Origin of the sequence: Microbacterium aoyamense, from assembly GCF_023155855.1 — a bacterium.
GTDB lineage: Bacteria > Actinomycetota > Actinomycetes > Actinomycetales > Microbacteriaceae > Microbacterium > Microbacterium aoyamense.
On the sequence record NZ_JAKNUT010000005.1, the window covers coordinates 114,650 to 131,151 of the forward strand.

The window sequence follows — 16,502 nt, forward strand, 5'->3', positions numbered from 1 at the left end:
TGGGCGCATGGCGTGGCGGAAGGCATCGAACAGCGCGCCCGCGCCCCGTCGACGGCCCGCACGCCACGGCCGTCACGGCCGCGTCGGACGCAGCCCGGTCGTGCGGCCTCCGCTTCCGCCCCTGGACACGCGCATCGATCGCTTCGACCTCGCGGTCGGCACGGCGGCCGAGTTCCTGCGCTCCGCGTGGCCGGAACTGCGCGACGTGAGCTTCGAGATCGCCGACATGCCCCTCGCCGCCGACGAGCAGGGCATCCCCCGCTGGCGGGTCCTCGCCGACGAGAAGCGCATCATCCTCTTCCGGCTGCCCATCGAGCGGTTGAGCCATCTGCACCGTGACGACGAGCTGCATCGCCGGATGATGGTCGAGGGCAGCGTCTTCCGCGCCGCCGCCGAGTACCTCGACCGCGACCCGTGGGACCTCGGCCCCGAGCGCTTCCGATACTTCTAGGGGTAGATCGTGATCGGCGGGGCTGCGGCATCCGCCGGCCACACGGGGAATCCGGCGAGCGCGTTGGTGGCGGTCATGCTGACGCCGGCGAGCACCTTCGCCCCGCCACCGTCGACGACGTAGGACCGACCGCTGCGCACCCGCACGGAGTCGCTCGCACCGGGCGCGAGATCGAGCGTCTCGATCTCCTCTCCGCCCGCGTCGCTCACGGTGACCAGGGCGGGACTCTCGTCGGCGTTCACGAGCGTGAGGGTGGCCGACGGCCCCGACGGCACCGAGACGAGCGAGGGCACCGTGAGCGCCGGCGACGGCAGATACCAGCCGAAGTCGCTGTCCTCGCCGAACCCGGTCGCCTGCCACACGCCCGCGACGACGGGCGCCTCGGCGATGACGTCGACGATGTACTGGCCGACGGGCAGGCTCCCGATGCCGACCTCGGTCGGCAGGCCCGCCTCGAGCGGCACCGTCTGCGGATCGATCGCGGGCTCGTCGTCTCCGACGCGCCGTACCGTGAGGGTCGCCTGGGCGGCTTCCGTCGGCGAGAGAACGCGCACGACGGTCGGCGCCTCGCCCGTCGTTCCCGTATCGTCGGCACCGGCCACGATCGACACCCCCGCGATCGTGAGGATCTCGTCGGCCGAGGCGATCGCACCCGCCTGATCGATGCCACCCGGCACGAGGACGCGCGTCAGACTCGACTGCACGAACGCCTGCACGGGTGCACCCTCGGCATTCACGCGGATGACGGGACTCGACTCGCCCAGCGCGAGCCCCGACAGCGGCACGACCCGCTGGGCGCCCGCCGCCACGACGACATCGGCTCCGCCGGGCGGGACGACCGGACCGTTCGCGCCGTAGACGGTCAGCTGCACCGTCGCGGTGGACGTGCCCGGATTGGCGAGCACGACGAAGTCGGCCGCACCGACCGACGCGGAGCCGGTCACCAACCACGACTCGGTGAGCGCGGGGCGGCATGCGGTCGCGGCGAAGCCCGTGAGGTCGTCGTCGGTCACCGTCGCGGATCCGGCGGCCGCCGCATCCATCATCGAACCGGCCTCCGGCAGCAGCGTGTAGGCAGCAGGTCCCTCGCCCTGAGCGACGTCGGGTGCCGCAAGACGCGTGGCCTCGGGTTCGGGGCTCCCCGGCGGCACACCGACCGTGACGCTCTGCGGGGCGGCCACCTCGAGTCTCGCGGCGTCGGCGGCGTCCCGGCCCTGCACGAGCACGCCGCCCGCGCAGACGAGGGTCGTCGCAGCCGGCGGGGGCGTTGCGGCGATCGCGACGGGCTCGCGCACGAGAGTCGGCCACGGCACGTGCACGGCGGTCACGACGGCGAAGACCACGCCCACCGCGACGGCCGCGCCGACCAGGAGCCGTGCGCTGGTCGTCGCCCACCGGAAGATGCGCCGATCGCTCATGACTGCCCTTCCTCCGCGGTGGGCGCAGCGACGTCCGCATCGGCGCGGCGTACCGGCCGGGGATCGCGCCGCTCCCGCGGATCGGGGCCCACGACGCGCGGCGTGCGCCGAGCCTCACGCCGCGTCGCGGCCGTCGGGACCGCCAGGAGCACGGCGATGCCCGCGATGACGAGGTTCAGAGCCGTGATCCATCCGGCCACGCGGTGGACGGATGCCGGAGCCTCCGCGCGTGGCGCTACCTCCGTCACGACGCGCCACAGCACGCCCCGTGCCGTGGAGCCGACGGCCTCGAGGCCTTCGCGCTGGTCGATCGCGGTCTCGGCCGCGATCCGCACCGCGCGCGTGGCATCCGCCTCGTCCGCGTCGGCGTGCGCCAAGAGCACGAAAGCGATGCCGGCGTCTGCGAGCTCTGACGCGAGGTCTTCGGCAGACCCCGCCATGAGCCCGGCGGCCAGGTTCGCCACCTGCTCGTCCTGGGCCGTCACGACGGTCGCCGTCTGGACGACCGTGCTCTGGGATCCGAGCGTCTCACTGCCGCCCCATACGACCTGCGCGGCCGCCGCGTCCTCACGCTGGGGCGTCAGCACGAGCGTGCCGACGTTCGGATCGCCCGCGCCGCGCGCGGCGACGTACGCCGGCAAGGTGCTGGCCGGCCCGTTGGTCAGCAGCGCCGCGTCGCGCGCCACGGCGGTGAGCGACGGGACCGCGAGGACGAGCACGCCCGCCGCGACGAGCGCACCCACCGCGCCACGCACGAGTGAGAGACGATCATCGAGGCCCGCATCGAGCGCGACGAGCGCGCCGCCGAGCACTCCGAGCCACGCGAGGCTCAGCGCGGTGCCCGGCCACAGCGGCACCGCGATCGACTCCGCGAAGGCGACCGAGATGCCCACGACGCCCAGCGCCGTGCCGATGCCGAGCGCGGTGATCACGAGCAGGGCGACGCCGGCCGACCACCGCGGCGTGAGCGGCGCGACGAGCGCGAGCACCGCGAGCGGAGCGACCAGCAGCGGCACCCACCAGACGGGCGCCGAGACGAACTCCGCCCACCCCGCGAGATCCGGCGAAGGGAAACCCATCGCGAGCAGCGAACGACCGGCCGCGTCCGCGGCCACCTGCGGGCCGAGCCACGTGACCCCGGGGTCCGCCAGCATCCACCATCCGTCGCCCGTCGCGATCGCCCGCCAGGCGAACGGCAGCGCGAGGGCGAGTGCGGGAACGACGACCCAGATCAGCCGTGTCACGCCGCGACCCGCGCGCACCGCGATCGCGAGGACGACGGCGCCGACCCAGATCAGCCCGAGCGCGGGTGCGAGCGACGGCGCGCACACGACGACGGCCGCCAGGAGGAGGGATGCCGCCCCCGCCGCCGACCAGGAGCGGTGCGCGACGGAGCCGGCGTAGAAGAGCCACGGCAGCAGCAGGTGCACCATGACGGCGGCGGGGCGCCCCTGCGTGAGCGCCGTGAGGAACGTGGGGCTCAGCGCCCACACCACACCCGCGAGCAGTCGCAGCCCGGAACGCTCGGTCACGCGCGTCGCGGCGAACCACCCGCCGAGCGCCGCGAGCGGCAGGGCGAGGACCCACAGCACGACCAGGGCCCGGGACGGTTCGACGGGCCAGAGGGATCCGACGATCGCGATGACGACGGCGAAGGGGTCCGCCGGCCCGATCGTCTGGAGGCCGGAGGCCCGCAGCCCGAACGCGGTATCGCCCCACAGCTGCGCGACCGTCGCCCGGAGGGGTTCGAGACCGCCGCCGCCGAGGACGGGCCACGCCAGGAGAGCGGGGAACGCGGCGATCCCGACCACGAGCGCACCCAGGACGAGCCACGCACCGCCGCCGGCGAAGAATCGCAGGTCGTTGCGCACGCGCCCGTCCGCGGACACGGGGTCGTCCTCGAGGCGTGACCGCAGCTGGGCGCCGGTCACGCGCAAGGGCGCGAGCTGCGCCCACGAAGCCCGGCGGGTGCGAGAGATGCCGCGGCGCGCGCGGACGACCGCCCCGAACCGCACCATCGCGACGACCGCGGCAGCCCACTCGGGCGCGATGACACCGGGTTGCTTGCGCACGAGCTGCAGCGCCGTGCGCCACACCGCGAGCGGGAGCACCGCGAGCCACAGGAGCGGCACCGCCCACGCACGCGCGTAGACGAGACGACGGTGCAGCCCGGCCGTGCGTCGCGCGAACGCGATGCGACGCCGATGCGCAGCCGTCGCGGGGAGGGGAAGCCCCGCGACGCCGTCGCCCGAGACCGCGACGAGGGCCGTCGGGGCGAGCGCGACGCGGGCACCCGCGAGGCGCGCGCGCACGCCGAGATCGAGTCCCTCGTCCGCCCCCGACAGGCCGCGATCGAGCCCGCCGAGCGCGGCCCACGCATCCTTCCGCACGAGAATCGCGCGCACGTCGGCACCGAGCACGTCCGAGGCATCGTCGTGCTGGCCCTGGTCGAGTTCGCCGTCGGCAAGACCCACGGCGCGGCCGAACCGCGTCATCGATGCGCCGAGCGAGACGATCTCACCGTGATCGTCGGCGCGGACGAGCTTGGGCGCGACGATCGCGACGGAAGGCGAGAGTTCGAGCGCCGCCACGAGGCGCGCGAGGGCTTCGGGAAGGGGTGAGGTGTCCTGCGCGAGCAGCCAGACGGCATCTGTGTCGGGATCGGCGTCAGGTGCGACCGCGGCGAGTGCTTCGGCGAAGGACGTGGATGCCGGAAGCTCGACGACCGCGCTGGCCGGCGATTCCTCGGCTGCGGTCAGGACGCCCGGCTCGCGGCCGCACAGCACGATGGTGAGCCGATCGACGGCGCGCGTCTGGAGCGCGAGCGCCGCGATCGTCCGTCGCAGGTGATGCGCGGCGGGGGTGCGACCGTCGGGACGAACGACGACGAGGGCGTGAACGCGGGCGGGCATGACCTGGTCAGCCTAAGCGGGCGCGGCGGCAGACCGCGTGCGCACTCGCCGCGTGGCCGAGATCGGTGCGATCAGCCTGCGCGCCGCTTGAGCTTGCGACGTTCGCGCTCGCTCAGACCGCCCCAGATCCCGAAGCGCTCATCGTTCTGGAGCGCGTACTCGAGGCACTGATCGCGTACATCGCAGGTCGTGCAGATCCGCTTCGCATCGCGGGTCGATCCACCCTTTTCGGGGAAGAACGCCTCCGGATCCGTCTGCGAGCACAGCGCATCCGTCTGCCATGAGAGCGGATTGTCGTCCTCGACCGGAGCCGGCCGGCGAACGCCGGGAACCCCGAGATTGACCGGATCGACGAACCAATTGTCGGGAACGCCTGAACGGTACTGTGACCCGGTCATGCTCGTCCTCCCCCTGCTATCCCCCCGATTAACGCTGGACCCGCGAGTGGCCCCACCAACTTCGCGTTGCCCTAATTACACCCGTGTAGTTCGCCCGGGTCAAGTCGCGGATACTAAAGCCTCAACCTCGACGTGAACCTTTACGACGCGCCGTCGGCGTGTCGCGATGCGGTATCGAAGCGTTCATCGACCGGGCGACGCGAGGAAGAGCTCGCCGTCGCCGTCGACGTGCACGACGCGCTCATCGGTCGTGACGAGCAGCGCCTGCCCCGGGTCCAGGGTCACGGTCTCCCCCGATGCTCCGCCCCGGACGGTCACGCGTCCGCGCGTCGCCAGAGCGATCGTCAGGCCGTCGACGGCGACGGATCCGGCATCCCCACCTCGCACGCGTCGCAACGAGAAGTCATCCACCGGCACGTCGTACCGTTCGACGCCCGGGGCATCGGCGACGGGTTCGAGGATCGGCACGTCGGCGTCGCTCGCGTCGAGCACCGAGACCAGTTCGGCGACATCGATGTGCTTGGGTGTGAGACCTCCGCGCAGGACGTTGTCGCTCGCCGCCATGATCTCGACGCCCAGCCCCTCGAGATAGGCGTGCAGCACGCCCGCCGGCACGAAGAGCCCCTCGCCTGCCCGCAGCGTCACGAGGTTCATCAGCAGCGCCACGACGATGCCGGGATCGCCGGGACGGAGGTCGTCCAGGTCGGCGACGAGCGCGAGCTCCGCGTCGAACTCCGGCGACGTCGCCGAGCGTGCCGTGGCGATGAGCGCGCGCACGACCTCGTGCGCCTCGTCCGACAGCACCCATGCGATCGCGTCGAGCGGGTCGTCGAGTCGCGCGGCCAGCTCCGCGCCCGGGGCCCCGAGACCGCTCAGGAGCACGCGCGTGCGCGCGATCGGGCGCAGTCCTGCGAGCGCGCGGAACCGGGGACTGAGTGCGACGATGAGCTCGGGTTTGTGGTTGGCGTCGCGGTACGTGCGCGCCGGGGCATCCCGCGGGATCCCGGCGGCCTCCTCGCGCGCGAATCCCGCCGCGGCCTGCGCCTGTGAGGGGTGCGCCTGGATCGAGAGGGTGGATGCCGCGGCCAGCAGCTTCAGCAGGTACGGCAGCGACTGCTCGCCGTGCTCCGCGAGCCACGCGTCCAGACGCGCGCCCTCGGCCGTGACGGCGGGATTCGCGGGGTGATCGCCGAACCACACCTCGGCCTCGATCCTCCCGGTCGGCACCCGGCCCTCGAGTTCGGCGAGGAGCGTGGTGGAGCCCCACGCGTAGTCGAGCGGACGGTTGGCGATCGGCACGAGCATTCTTCGAGCGTAATAGCGCGAACGAGTACCCTGTGAGGCGATGGCCGTCTATACGAAGCACCCGGCCTCGGAACCGCCCTCCGCACCGGTCCGAGAGAAGACGGGGCACTTGATGCTCCGCGGCTGGTGCATCTTCGTGCTCTTCATGGCGCTGTCCGGCACGGCGTGGGTGCACGCCTTCGGCGAACCCGTGACGGCGGCCATCGTGATCGCGGGTGCGGTCGTGTCGCTCGTGCTGTGGTCCGTCATCCGTCCCTCGGTGCAGTGGCGACGCCTCCCCTGGTTCGCCGTGTCGTACATCGCGTGGGCGACGCTGTCGCTCGCGTGGTCCGCGTGGCTCGGGGCGACCGCCGTGACGCTCCTGCTGCTGTACCTCACGACGATCCAAGCGGCCTTCGTCGCCGCCGTGCTCACGTGGCGCGAGCTCGTGCGCGCGATCGCCTCGGCGCTCAAGTGGGTCATGGCGCTGTCCCTTGTGTTCGAACTGTGGGTCGCGGTGTTCGTGAAGGCGCCGCTCCTGCCCGGGTTCATCGTCGGCAAAGCGGACGACCCGATCGAGTACTGGTCGCGCAACAACCTGTTCGAGTGGGACAAGCGCATCCAGGGCATCATGGGCAACTCCAACCTGCTCGCCCCCGTCGCGCTGCTCGCGATCATCGTCTTCGCGATCCGGATCGCGGCGGGCGCGCCCCGACGCGTGCTGCTCTACGGCTGGATCGCGCTGGCGGCCTTCCTGTTCGTGCGCGCCTCGTCGGCGACCGCCTACCTCGCGGCAGCGGGAGCCGTGCTCGTGCTCATCACCGTGCTGCTCATGCGCAGGGCCCGCAGACCCGGCGAGCGCACGAAGTACTACATCGGGTACGCCGTCATCGGCATCGGCGGCGCGCTCGCGCTGTTCTTCTTCCGCGAGCCGATCTTCACGATGCTCGGCCGCGGCTCCGACCTCACCGGCCGCGAGACGGTGATCTGGGCGGAAGTGCTCGAGCGTGCGAACCAGCGCCCCGTCGCCGGTTGGGGGTTCGCGACCCCGTGGGTGACGAACGACCCGATGTTCGACGGGTGGATCGTCGACCACGGCGTCTCGGTGCAGCAGGCGCACAACATGTGGCTGGACGTCTATCTGCAGCTCGGAATCGTCGGGCTCGTCCTGTTCTCGCTCCTCTTCCTCGCGTACGTCTGGCGCACGTGGTTCTTCGCCGTCGACAGACCCCGGTGGGATCTGCGCGCCGACCGCCCCTACTCGCCGCTCACCCTGCTGCCGACGCTCGTCGGGGCGATCCTGCTCGTGCAGGGCTTCGCCGAGTCCAGCCCCCTCCTGCTGTGGGGATGGATGTTCCTGATCATGTTCGGGTTCAAGATCAAGCAGTCGCCGCACATCGGCGTGGGGCCCGCCGAGCAGGGTGCCGCCATCGAGCGCGGCGAGCCGATCAAGCAGGCTCCGTGACAGCCGGACGCCGACCCCATCCGGGGTGGGTCACGACGCTGGTGGGCTCGGCATCCTTCGCCCGCGCGTTCACGCTCGTCGTCCTCGGAACGGTCTTCGCCTCGTTCGCGATCGAGCGCATCGCCGGGCGCACGACCTACATCACGATCGTCGTCTGCCTCTGCATCCTCGGCGCAGGCGTGCTCATCGTGCGCCGGAGCGAGGTGTCACTCCTGCGGCTCGTGCCGACGACGCTCGTCGCCTTCCTCGGCTGGACGCTCATCAGCGGCTTCTGGGCCTGGGACCGCGCGGACTCGTGGTGGAGCTGGGTGTCGACGGCCGCGCTCGCGTTCCTCGCCGTCGTCATCGGGCACATCCGCGACACACTGCAGACCGCCCGTGCCGTCGGCGACGTGCTGCGACTGCTGCTGAGCATCTCCATCGGCGTCGAGATCCTCTCCGGCGTCATCCTCGACATCCCGTTCCGCTTCCTCGGCGTGCAGGGCAACATCGCCCAGTTCGGGCCGATCCAGGGCATCTTCGGCACGCGCAACATGCTCGGCTTCATCGCGGTGCTCGCCCTCATCACATTCCTGATCGAGTACCGCACGCAGTCGGTGAAGCCGGGCCTGTCGATCTTCTCCGTGGTGCTGGCCGGGTCGCTCGCGGCGTTCTCCGATTCCCCCACCGTGCTCGTTCTGGCCGTCGCGGTCGGGGCGGCCGTCGCCGCCCTCGCCTTGGTTCGTCACACCGACCCGGATCGGCGTGGGCCGCTGCAGTGGATCCTCGGCGCTCTCGTCGTCGTGGGCATCGCCGTCGGGTACGCGGCGCGGCATCCCATCATCGCGTGGCTGGGCGCGGGCACCGACTTCTCGATGCGGGTCAACCTGTGGAACCTGATGGTGGACTACGTGACGCTTCGCCCCGTCCAGGGATGGGGCTGGTATGGGCCGTGGGTCGACGGCGGCACGCCGTTCTCGATCATCAACTACCGGCTGCGGGCCTCGCACGCGACGGGACTCAACGCCTACTTCGACGTGCTGCTGCAGGTGGGCTGGGTCGGCCTCATCCTCTTCGTCGCCTTCGTCGGCGTCGCGCTCGTGCGCTCCTGGCTCGACGCGAGCGAGCGGCGATCCGTCGTGTACGCGTGGACGCCGCTCATCCTCGTCACCCTCCTCGTGGACTCGATGTTCGAGAGCTTCACGCTCGCCGGAGTGGGATGGATGCTGCTCGTGCTGTGTGCCGTGCGGGCCGGGCAGTCGCGGGGCTGGCGTGAGCGACTCGATGGCCGGAGCGGGCCGAGCCTGCCGCGGGTCGAGGATCCGCGACCGGACGCACGGTAGGATTTCGAGGTCGTGCCGTCGACTGAGTCGGTGCCGTCAGCGCAGGAAAGCGCAGGAAAGTAGGAACACGCATGCGCCTCTCCGTGATCGGCTGCGGCTACCTCGGCGCCGTGCACGCCGCCGCCATGGCATCCATCGGCCACGATGTGATCGGAATCGATGTCGACCCGCACAAGATCGCGCTGCTGGCGTCGGGCAAGGCTCCGTTCTTCGAGCCGGGTCTGCCCGAGCTCATCTCGTCGGGACTCGCCGCCGGCACCCTGGCCTTCACCGACGACATCGCTCAGGCCCGCGGTGCCGACGTGCACTTCATCGCCGTCGGGACCCCACAGCAGGCCGGGAGCAACGCGGCCGACCTCACCGCCGTCCGCGCAGCGTTCGCCGCGATCATCCCGCACCTGCGCAGCGGCGACATCGTCGTCGGCAAGTCGACCGTCCCCGTCGGCACCGCCGAGAGCCTCGCCGCGGATGTCGAAGCCACGGGCGCGACTCTCACGTGGAATCCCGAGTTCCTCCGCGAGGGCTTCGCGGTGCACGACACGATCGATCCCGATCGCATCGTCATCGGCGTGCAGGACGGCGACGAGAACGCCCCGGCAGCCGACATCCTGCGGTCCGTCTACCACCCCTCGGTTGCGAAGGGCACCGCCGTCATCGTGACCGACTTCGCGACGGCGGAGCTCGTCAAGGTCGCCGCGAACGCCTTCCTCGCCACGAAGATCTCGTTCATCAACGCGATGGCCGAGATCGCCGAAGCGACCGGCGCCGACGTCCTGCAGCTCGCCGATGCGATCGGGCACGATGAGCGGATCGGCCGCCGGTTCCTCGGAGCGGGTGTGGGTTTCGGTGGCGGGTGCCTGCCGAAGGACATCCGCGCCTTCACGGCGCGTGCCGAGGAGCTCGGGCGCGGCGAGTCGGTCGCGTTCCTCCGCGAAGTCGACGCGATCAACCTGCGTCGCCGTGACCGCGCGGTGTCGCTCGTCGCCGACGCACTGGGCGACGCGATCACGGGTGCGCGCGTGACGATGCTCGGGGCGGCGTTCAAGCCGCACAGCGACGATATCCGTGACTCCCCCGCGCTCGACATCGCCGTCAGGCTCCAGGACCTCGGCGCGATCGTGACCGTCACCGATCCCGAAGCCCTCGCGAACGCCGAGCGCACGCACCCGACCCTGAACTACGTCGCCGATCGTGACGAGGCGCTCCGCGGCGCCGAGGCCGTCGTGCTCGTGACCGAGTGGGACGAGTACCGACGCGAACTCAGCCCCGATCACGCCGCCGCGCTGGTGGAGCGACGTCTCGTCGTCGACGGCCGCAATGCCCTCGACGCACCCGCGTGGCGCGCCGCGGGCTGGGAGTACTACGGGATGGGCCGGCGCTGACGACGCCTGCCCGGATGCCCCGCCGCGGCACCCAGGATTCGCCGACGAGCGCACGGTAGGATTCCCTGCGGCCCGACGCATCGCGCCCGCCGTCAGACCTCCGGAGAATCCACACGTGACCCACGTCCTGCAGAACGTCGTCTTCCCCCTCGATCGAGACCCCGACCTGCTCCCCCTGTACGTCGACCCCGAGACCTGGTCCGTCATCGACGAGGAGCCCGTGCGGGTGTCGAGCCGGGCGCAACTGGGCAACATCCTCGACCGCCACCGCGCGCGCATCGTCGCAGGACGCCGCGTGTCCTTCGGCACCTACTTCAACGCCTTCCCCGCGTCCTACTGGCAGCACTGGACGCCGGTGCGGGACGTCCGGCTCACCGTGCGGACCGAAGGCCCCGCGACGATCCTCGTCTACCGCTCGAACGGCAACGGCGTGCGCCAGCGACTCGAGACCCGCGAAGTGGACGGTTCGACCGAGAGCCGTTTCGACGTCGTGCTCGATCAGTACAGCGACGGCGGGTGGATCTGGTTCGACATCGTCGCCGACGAGAAGAACGCCACCTTCGAAGGCGCCGAGTGGACGACCGAGCAGGCGCCCGTGCGCGAAGGCAAGGCATCCATCGGCATCACGACGTACAACAAGCCCGACTACTGCGTGTGGACGCTCAAGAACCTCGCGGATGCTCCCGAGGTCCTCGAACTGCTCGACCGCATCTTCATCGTCGACCAGGGCGACAAGCGCGTAGACGCCGAAGAGCTCTTCCCCGAAGTGGCGCAGCAGCTCGGCGAGACGCTCCAGATCATCACCCAGCCGAACCTCGGCGGCTCTGGCGGTTTCGCCCGGGCGATGGCCGAGACGCTCGAGCGGCCCGAGAGCGGTTTCGTGCAGCTGCTCGACGACGACGTGCGCATCGAGCCCGAGTCGATCCGGCGGTCGATCGTCTTCGGCCGGTACGCCTCGGTTCCCACGATCGTCGGCGCGCACATGTTCGATCTGTTGGATCGCCCGAAGCTCCACGGCTGGGCCGAAGTCGTCGACGACGTGCCGTTCATGTGGCGCACGCTGTACCAGGAGAAGCTGCCTCACGACTTCAGCGCCTCGAACCTGCGCCAGACCAAGATGCTCCACATGCGACTCGACGCCGACTACAACGGCTGGTGGATGTGCCTCATCCCTGTCGAGGCGATCCGCGCCGTCGGACTCTCGCTGCCGGCGTTCATCAAGTGGGATGACGCGGAGTACAGTCTGCGAGCGCGCACAGCGGGCGTCCCCACCGTCTCGATGCCGGGCGTCGCGCTCTGGCACGTGTCCTGGGTGGGCAAGGACGACACGATCGACTGGCAGGCGTACTTCCATGCCCGCAACCGCATCGTGGCGGGCCTGCTGCACTCGGAGCACGCGGGCGGAGGCACACTGCTGCGGCACAGCCGACGCGTCGACCTCAAGCACCTGATGATGATGCAGTACTACCCCGTCGCGCTGCGGCACCGCGCGCTGCAGGACGTGCTCTCGGGACCCGACCACATGCGCCGCAACCTCGCGACCGCGATGCCTGCCGCGCGGGCTCTGCAGAAGCAGTTCCCCGAGACCGTCGTGCACAAGGATTCCGGGGTGCCGCTGCGGTCTCGTCGCGGGCGCCAGGTCTTCAAGCAGCGCAAGATGCACGACTTCGACAGCCCACAAGGGCTGCGGCTGCGCCTCTTCACCGCCACGACGCTCGTCGCCCACTGGCTGCACAAGCCCCGACCCGAGAACGTCGCGCACCCCGAGGTCGAGTTCGGCAAGAACGACGCGCATTGGTGGCGTCTGCCGCTGTACGACAGCGCTCTGGTGAGCGCAGCAGACGGCTCGGGCAAGAACATCTACACGCGCGACCGGGCGAAGTATCGAAGGATGCTGCTGGACACCGTGCGCCTGCACCGCCGCCTGAAGCGCGAATGGCCGCGGCTGTCGCAGCAGTACCGCAGGGCGCTGCCCGACCTGGTGTCGCTCGAGGCGTGGCAGACGACGTTCGAGGAGTCGAAGTGACGATGGCCGCGCCCGAGACCACCTCCACGGCAGTCCCCTTCGAACCGGGCACCGCGACGATCGCCGTCGTGACCTTCAATCGGTCGGGACTCTTGACGAGACTCCTCGAGAGCATCGAGAAGATGGATCCCAAGCCCGGCCATGTCGTCATCGTCGACAACGCGTCGACGGATGACACGACCGCTGTCGTCGATTCATTCCGCGATCGGGTGGGAACCGAGCTGGTCTACCGCCGGCTGGAGACCAACACGGGCGGCTCGGGCGGCTTCAGCGAGGGCATGCGCGTCGCGTACGACCTCGGCTCGGACTGGATCTGGCTCATGGACGACGACGTCGAGGTGATGCCCGACGGCCTCGCCAAGATGGGCAAGTGGGCTCCGCGCTTCAAGAGCATCCAGGGCCGGCGCTACGACTTCGACGGCAGCGAGTTCTACTGGCAGTACCGGATCGCCGAGCCCCTCGGCATCCCCATCCCCTTCGCCCCGTCGGGTTTCGACTCCACCGGCTTCAAAGAGATGAACTCGGGATGCTTCGAGGGCATGTTCATCCACCGCGACATCGTGACCCAGATCGGCCTGCCCGACCCCCGGTTCTTCATCTACTGGGACGACCAGACCTACGGCTGGCTCGCGTCGCGCAAGACGACGTCGGTCATCGTCGACGAGTTCGTGCTGCGTCGCACCCGCGAGATCAAGCAGTGGGACATGGGCATCCGCCACATGAACGCCTCGAGCGACGCCTACCGGTACTACATCATGCGCAACCGCGCGCACATCAAGCAGTACTACCGCTCGCTGGGCGTCTACAACCCCGTGCTGTTCGGCATCGGCACGTCGCTGACGTTCGTGAAGGAGCTCATCCGGCTGCTCTTCGTCGAGCGCAAGGTGCGCGGCACGTCGAACCTCTTCCGCGGTCTCCGTGACGGAGGCAAGATCGCGCGGGATGCCTCGTGGCGGCCGATGGCGCCGCTCGCGGAGTCTGCGCCCGGTCGTTGAGCGAGCCCAGCGAGACGGAACGCGGTCAGCCGCCGTTGTAGTCGGCGTTGTAGCGGTCCAGGACCTCGCCGATGGGGGCGTCCATCTGCAGGCGTCCCTTGTCGAGGTACAGGCCGCGCGTGCAGAACCGACGCAGGTCGCGTTCGCTGTGCGAGACGAAGAAGAGCGTCCGCCCTTCGGCGAGGAGCTCGTCGATGCGGGTGTAGCACTTCTCGCGGAAGGCCTTGTCGCCGACGGCGAGGACTTCGTCGACGAGCAGGATCGGCTCCTCGAGCTGCGACACGACCGAGAACGCCAGGCGCACCTTCATGCCGTTGGAGAGGTGCTTGTAGGGCGTGTCGACGAAGTCCTCGAGCTCGGCGAAGGCGATGATGCCGTCGAACCGGCGAGCGACCTCGGCCTTCGGCATCCCGTGCAGTCCCGATGTGAGGCGGACGTTCTCGCGCACCGTGAGGTCGCCCACGAATCCGCCGGTGATCTCGATGAGCGGAGCGACGCCCCCGTGCACCGTGACGGAGCCCTCGTCGGAGAGCAGCACCCCGGCCACGAGCTTGAGGAGCGTCGACTTGCCCTGGCCGTTGCGGCCGACGACGCCGATCGACTCGCCGGGTCGCACGTCGAACGTCACGTCGCGCAGGGGCCAGAACTCCCCCGGACGACTGCGGCGCGACGAGTCCGCGAAGAGGTCCTTGATGCTGCGTCGCCCGCGCCGGTTGCGGCGGAACCGCACGCCGAGATCGCGCACCTCGATCGCCAGGTCACCCGCAGTCATCACAGCTCCTTCAGCACGGGGCGCTCGAGCCTGCGGAAGACGAGGACGCCGGCGACGAGGAAGAGGATGCTCATGACGGCACCGATCACGACGCTCGGGGTGTCCCACACCTCGGGGAAGAACCCGACGCGGTAGAGGGTGAAGATGCCCGACAGCGGGTTGAAGGCGGCGATCGGCTCGGCCCAGCTCGGCAGATCCGAGACCGAGTAGATGATGGGCGACGCGTAGAAGAGCACTCGGAGGATGAGCTTCGTCGTGCGCTCGAGGTCGGAGTACAGGACGCACAGGGGCGCGACGAGCAGGCCCAGCCCGACGAGCAGGATCGTCTGCAGCAGGAGTGCGACGGGGAACAGGAGCAACCCCCAGCCGATCGTGACGGGAGTCGAGCTCGTGAACACCGCGACGAGGACGAAGCCGGCGAGCACGGGCAGGGAGCAGAGGAACTCGATCCCCTTGCTCAGCACGATGCGATTGACCCAGATCGACCGCGGGATCGCCGTCGAGCGCACGAGCCGGGCATCCTTGTTGAACGCTCTCGTGAAGTCCGACACGCAGGCGTTGAACCACACCCACGGCAGCAGCGCGGTGATGAGGAACACGATGTACGGTTCGTGACCCACCGTGCGCTGGAACACCTGCGTGAAGACGAACCAGTAGATGAGGCTCATGACGAGCGGGTCGAGGATCGACCACAGGTACCCCAGCGCGCTCGTCGCATAGCGCACCCGCAGATCGCGTGCCGAGAGCAGCCACAGCGAGTGGAGGTAGCGCTGCGGGGAGCCCGGCGCGCCGACGGTGGCTGTGGTCACGAGGTCGAGTCTAGGGTCGCGGTGCTCAGGCGAGCTGGTTGTTCCACATCGACAGCGCCGAGCCGATCGCCATGTGCATGTCGAGGTACTGGTACGTGCCGAGGCGACCGCCGAAGTGGACGTCCTTCTCGCCCTTGCCGAGCTCGCGGTACGCGAGCAGACCGTTGCGGTCCTCGGCGGTGTTGATCGGGTAGTACGGCTCGTCGTCGCGGTCCGCGAAGCGCGAGAACTCGCGCATGATGACCGTCTTGTCCTTCGGGTAGCGGTCTTCGCGCTCGGGGTGGAAGTGACGGAACTCGTGGATGCGCGTGTACGGGACGTCCGCGTCTGCGTAGTTCATGACCGACGTGCCCTGGAAGTCGCCGACCGGCAGGACCTCCTGCTCGAGGTCGATCGTGCGCCAGCTGAGGGCTCCCTCTGCGTAGTCGAAGTAGCGGTCCACGGGGCCGGTGTAGACGATCGGCACCTGCCCGACGGTCGCCGTCTTGTTGAAGGGCTGCGACTCGTCGAAGAAGTCGGTCGAGAGCCTGACCTCGATGTTCGGGTGGTCGGCCATCCGTTCGATCCACGCGGTGTAGCCGTCGGTGGGCAGGCCCTCCCACGTGTCGTTGAAGTAGCGGTTGTCGTACGTGTAGCGCACGGGCAGGCGGCTGATGATCTCGGCCGGGAGGTCCTTCGGATCCGTCTGCCACTGCTTGCCCGTGTAGTCGCGGATGAACGCCTCGTAGAGCGGGCGCCCGATGAGCCCGATCCCGCGCTCCTCGAGGTTCTGCGCCGTCTTGGGGTCGAACTCGCCGGCGAGCTCGTGCACGAGGGCACGGGCTTCGTCGGGCGAGTAGGCGCTCTGGAAGAACTGGTTGATCGTGCCGAGGTTGATCGGCAGCGGGAACACGACTCCCTTGTGGTTCGTGTACACGCGGTGGACGTAGTCCGTGAAGGTCGTGAAGCGGTTGACGTACTCCCACACCGTCGGGTTGGACGTGTGGAAGAGGTGGGCCCCGTAGCGGTGGACCTCGATGCCCGTCTCGGGCTCGTCCTCGCTGTACGCATTGCCGCCGATGTGGTGACGGCGGTCGATGACGACGACCTTGCGACCGGCGGACGCTGCGCGCTCGGCGATCGTGAGGCCGAAGAATCCGGAGCCGACGATGAGGAGATCCATGTGCTGCGAGATCCTTAGGTATCGGGGCGGGATCCCACCCGTACGAGGATCCGATCGCCCTCGACAGTCTACCGGCGGCCCTCTCTCGGGCCCGCCCCCGCCGCGG

General features: G+C 70.0%; 13 protein-coding genes. 6 read left to right on the forward strand and 7 right to left on the reverse strand.

Features of this window, described 5'->3' with window-relative positions; translation table 11 throughout:
• Nucleotides 1-7: 7 nt before the first annotated feature.
• Nucleotides 8-451 carry a metallopeptidase family protein gene (locus MA876_RS13945; RefSeq protein WP_248150551.1) on the forward strand — a complete coding sequence of 148 codons (444 nt, stop codon included), beginning with the start codon at nucleotides 8-10 and terminating at the stop codon, nucleotides 449-451.
• Here MA876_RS13945 and MA876_RS13950 read toward each other — a convergent pair.
• The 4 genes from MA876_RS13950 to manA all read right to left on the reverse strand — a co-directional run bounded on the left by MA876_RS13950 (nucleotide 448) and on the right by manA (nucleotide 6,484).
• Complete coding sequence (locus tag MA876_RS13950) at nucleotides 448-1,869, reverse strand: DUF5719 family protein (RefSeq protein WP_248150553.1); 1,422 nt, start codon at nucleotides 1,867-1,869, stop codon at nucleotides 448-450. The genes MA876_RS13945 and MA876_RS13950 overlap by 4 nt on opposite strands.
• Nucleotides 1,866-4,781 (reverse strand): glycosyltransferase, encoded by a 2,916-nt coding sequence (locus MA876_RS13955; protein ID WP_248150557.1) that lies wholly within the window; start codon nucleotides 4,779-4,781, stop codon nucleotides 1,866-1,868. The genes MA876_RS13950 and MA876_RS13955 overlap by 4 nt, the downstream gene beginning before the upstream one ends.
• A gap of 71 nt (nucleotides 4,782-4,852) precedes the next feature.
• The gene (locus MA876_RS13960; protein ID WP_248150559.1) at nucleotides 4,853-5,179 is read right to left on the reverse strand and encodes a WhiB family transcriptional regulator; all 327 of its coding nucleotides are present in this window, start codon (nucleotides 5,177-5,179) and stop codon (nucleotides 4,853-4,855) included.
• Nucleotides 5,180-5,362: 183 nt separating this feature from the next.
• Nucleotides 5,363-6,484, reverse strand: coding sequence for a mannose-6-phosphate isomerase, class I (gene manA / locus MA876_RS13965; RefSeq protein WP_248150562.1), 1,122 nt, complete (start codon nucleotides 6,482-6,484; stop codon nucleotides 5,363-5,365).
• 40 nt (nucleotides 6,485-6,524) lie between these two features.
• On the opposite strand from manA, the gene MA876_RS13970 reads away from it, so the two are divergent.
• From MA876_RS13970 to MA876_RS13990, 5 genes are all read left to right on the forward strand, one after another.
• The gene (locus tag MA876_RS13970) at nucleotides 6,525-7,928 is read left to right on the forward strand and encodes an O-antigen ligase family protein (RefSeq protein ID WP_248150566.1); all 1,404 of its coding nucleotides are present in this window, start codon (nucleotides 6,525-6,527) and stop codon (nucleotides 7,926-7,928) included.
• The gene (locus tag MA876_RS13975; RefSeq protein WP_248150570.1) at nucleotides 7,925-9,250 is read left to right on the forward strand and encodes an O-antigen ligase family protein; all 1,326 of its coding nucleotides are present in this window, start codon (nucleotides 7,925-7,927) and stop codon (nucleotides 9,248-9,250) included. Before MA876_RS13970 ends, MA876_RS13975 begins: the two co-directional genes overlap by 4 nt.
• Nucleotides 9,251-9,321: 71 nt before the next feature.
• Complete coding sequence (locus tag MA876_RS13980) at nucleotides 9,322-10,632, forward strand: UDP-glucose dehydrogenase family protein (protein ID WP_248150572.1); 1,311 nt, start codon at nucleotides 9,322-9,324, stop codon at nucleotides 10,630-10,632.
• 115 nt (nucleotides 10,633-10,747) lie between these two features.
• Nucleotides 10,748-12,658: a glycosyltransferase gene (locus MA876_RS13985; protein WP_248150574.1), complete on the forward strand. Its 1,911-nt coding sequence runs from the start codon at nucleotides 10,748-10,750 to the stop codon at nucleotides 12,656-12,658.
• Between the two features lie 2 nt (nucleotides 12,659-12,660).
• Nucleotides 12,661-13,653, forward strand: a complete 993-nt coding sequence (locus MA876_RS13990; protein WP_248151128.1) for a glycosyltransferase family 2 protein — start codon at nucleotides 12,661-12,663, stop codon at nucleotides 13,651-13,653.
• Between the two features lie 25 nt (nucleotides 13,654-13,678).
• On the opposite strand, the gene MA876_RS13995 is transcribed toward MA876_RS13990, so the two are convergent.
• Genes MA876_RS13995 through glf form a run of 3 tightly spaced genes read right to left on the reverse strand, consistent with a single transcriptional unit; the run spans nucleotide 13,679 to nucleotide 16,396 of the window.
• On the reverse strand, nucleotides 13,679-14,425 hold the full coding sequence (locus tag MA876_RS13995) for an ABC transporter ATP-binding protein (protein WP_248150576.1): 747 nt from the start codon (nucleotides 14,423-14,425) through the stop codon (nucleotides 13,679-13,681).
• Nucleotides 14,425-15,234, reverse strand: coding sequence for an ABC transporter permease (locus MA876_RS14000; protein ID WP_248150578.1), 810 nt, complete (start codon nucleotides 15,232-15,234; stop codon nucleotides 14,425-14,427). The genes MA876_RS13995 and MA876_RS14000 overlap by 1 nt, the downstream gene beginning before the upstream one ends.
• Nucleotides 15,235-15,259: 25 nt before the next feature.
• Nucleotides 15,260-16,396 (reverse strand): UDP-galactopyranose mutase, encoded by a 1,137-nt coding sequence (gene glf / locus MA876_RS14005; protein ID WP_248150580.1) that lies wholly within the window; start codon nucleotides 16,394-16,396, stop codon nucleotides 15,260-15,262.
• Between the last annotated feature and the right edge of the window lie 106 nt (nucleotides 16,397-16,502).

What these genes read in the sequence shown, in the direction of transcription:
- MA876_RS13990 (WP_248151128.1), top strand. Translation starts at nt 12,661, where the DNA reads ATGGCCGCGCCCGAGACCACCTCCACGGCAGTCCCCTTCGAACCGGGC.
- MA876_RS13995 (WP_248150576.1), bottom strand. Translation starts at nt 14,425, where the DNA reads ATGACTGCGGGTGACCTGGCGATCGAGGTGCGCGATCTCGGCGTGCGG.
- MA876_RS13950 (WP_248150553.1), bottom strand. Translation starts at nt 1,869, where the DNA reads ATGAGCGATCGGCGCATCTTCCGGTGGGCGACGACCAGCGCACGGCTC.
- MA876_RS13955 (WP_248150557.1), bottom strand. Translation starts at nt 4,781, where the DNA reads ATGCCCGCCCGCGTTCACGCCCTCGTCGTCGTTCGTCCCGACGGTCGC.
- MA876_RS13960 (WP_248150559.1), bottom strand. Translation starts at nt 5,179, where the DNA reads ATGACCGGGTCACAGTACCGTTCAGGCGTTCCCGACAATTGGTTCGTC.
- MA876_RS13945 (WP_248150551.1), top strand. Translation starts at nt 8, where the DNA reads ATGGCGTGGCGGAAGGCATCGAACAGCGCGCCCGCGCCCCGTCGACGG.
- MA876_RS13980 (WP_248150572.1), top strand. Translation starts at nt 9,322, where the DNA reads ATGCGCCTCTCCGTGATCGGCTGCGGCTACCTCGGCGCCGTGCACGCC.
- MA876_RS13970 (WP_248150566.1), top strand. Translation starts at nt 6,525, where the DNA reads ATGGCCGTCTATACGAAGCACCCGGCCTCGGAACCGCCCTCCGCACCG.
- manA (WP_248150562.1), bottom strand. Translation starts at nt 6,484, where the DNA reads ATGCTCGTGCCGATCGCCAACCGTCCGCTCGACTACGCGTGGGGCTCC.
- glf (WP_248150580.1), bottom strand. Translation starts at nt 16,396, where the DNA reads ATGGATCTCCTCATCGTCGGCTCCGGATTCTTCGGCCTCACGATCGCC.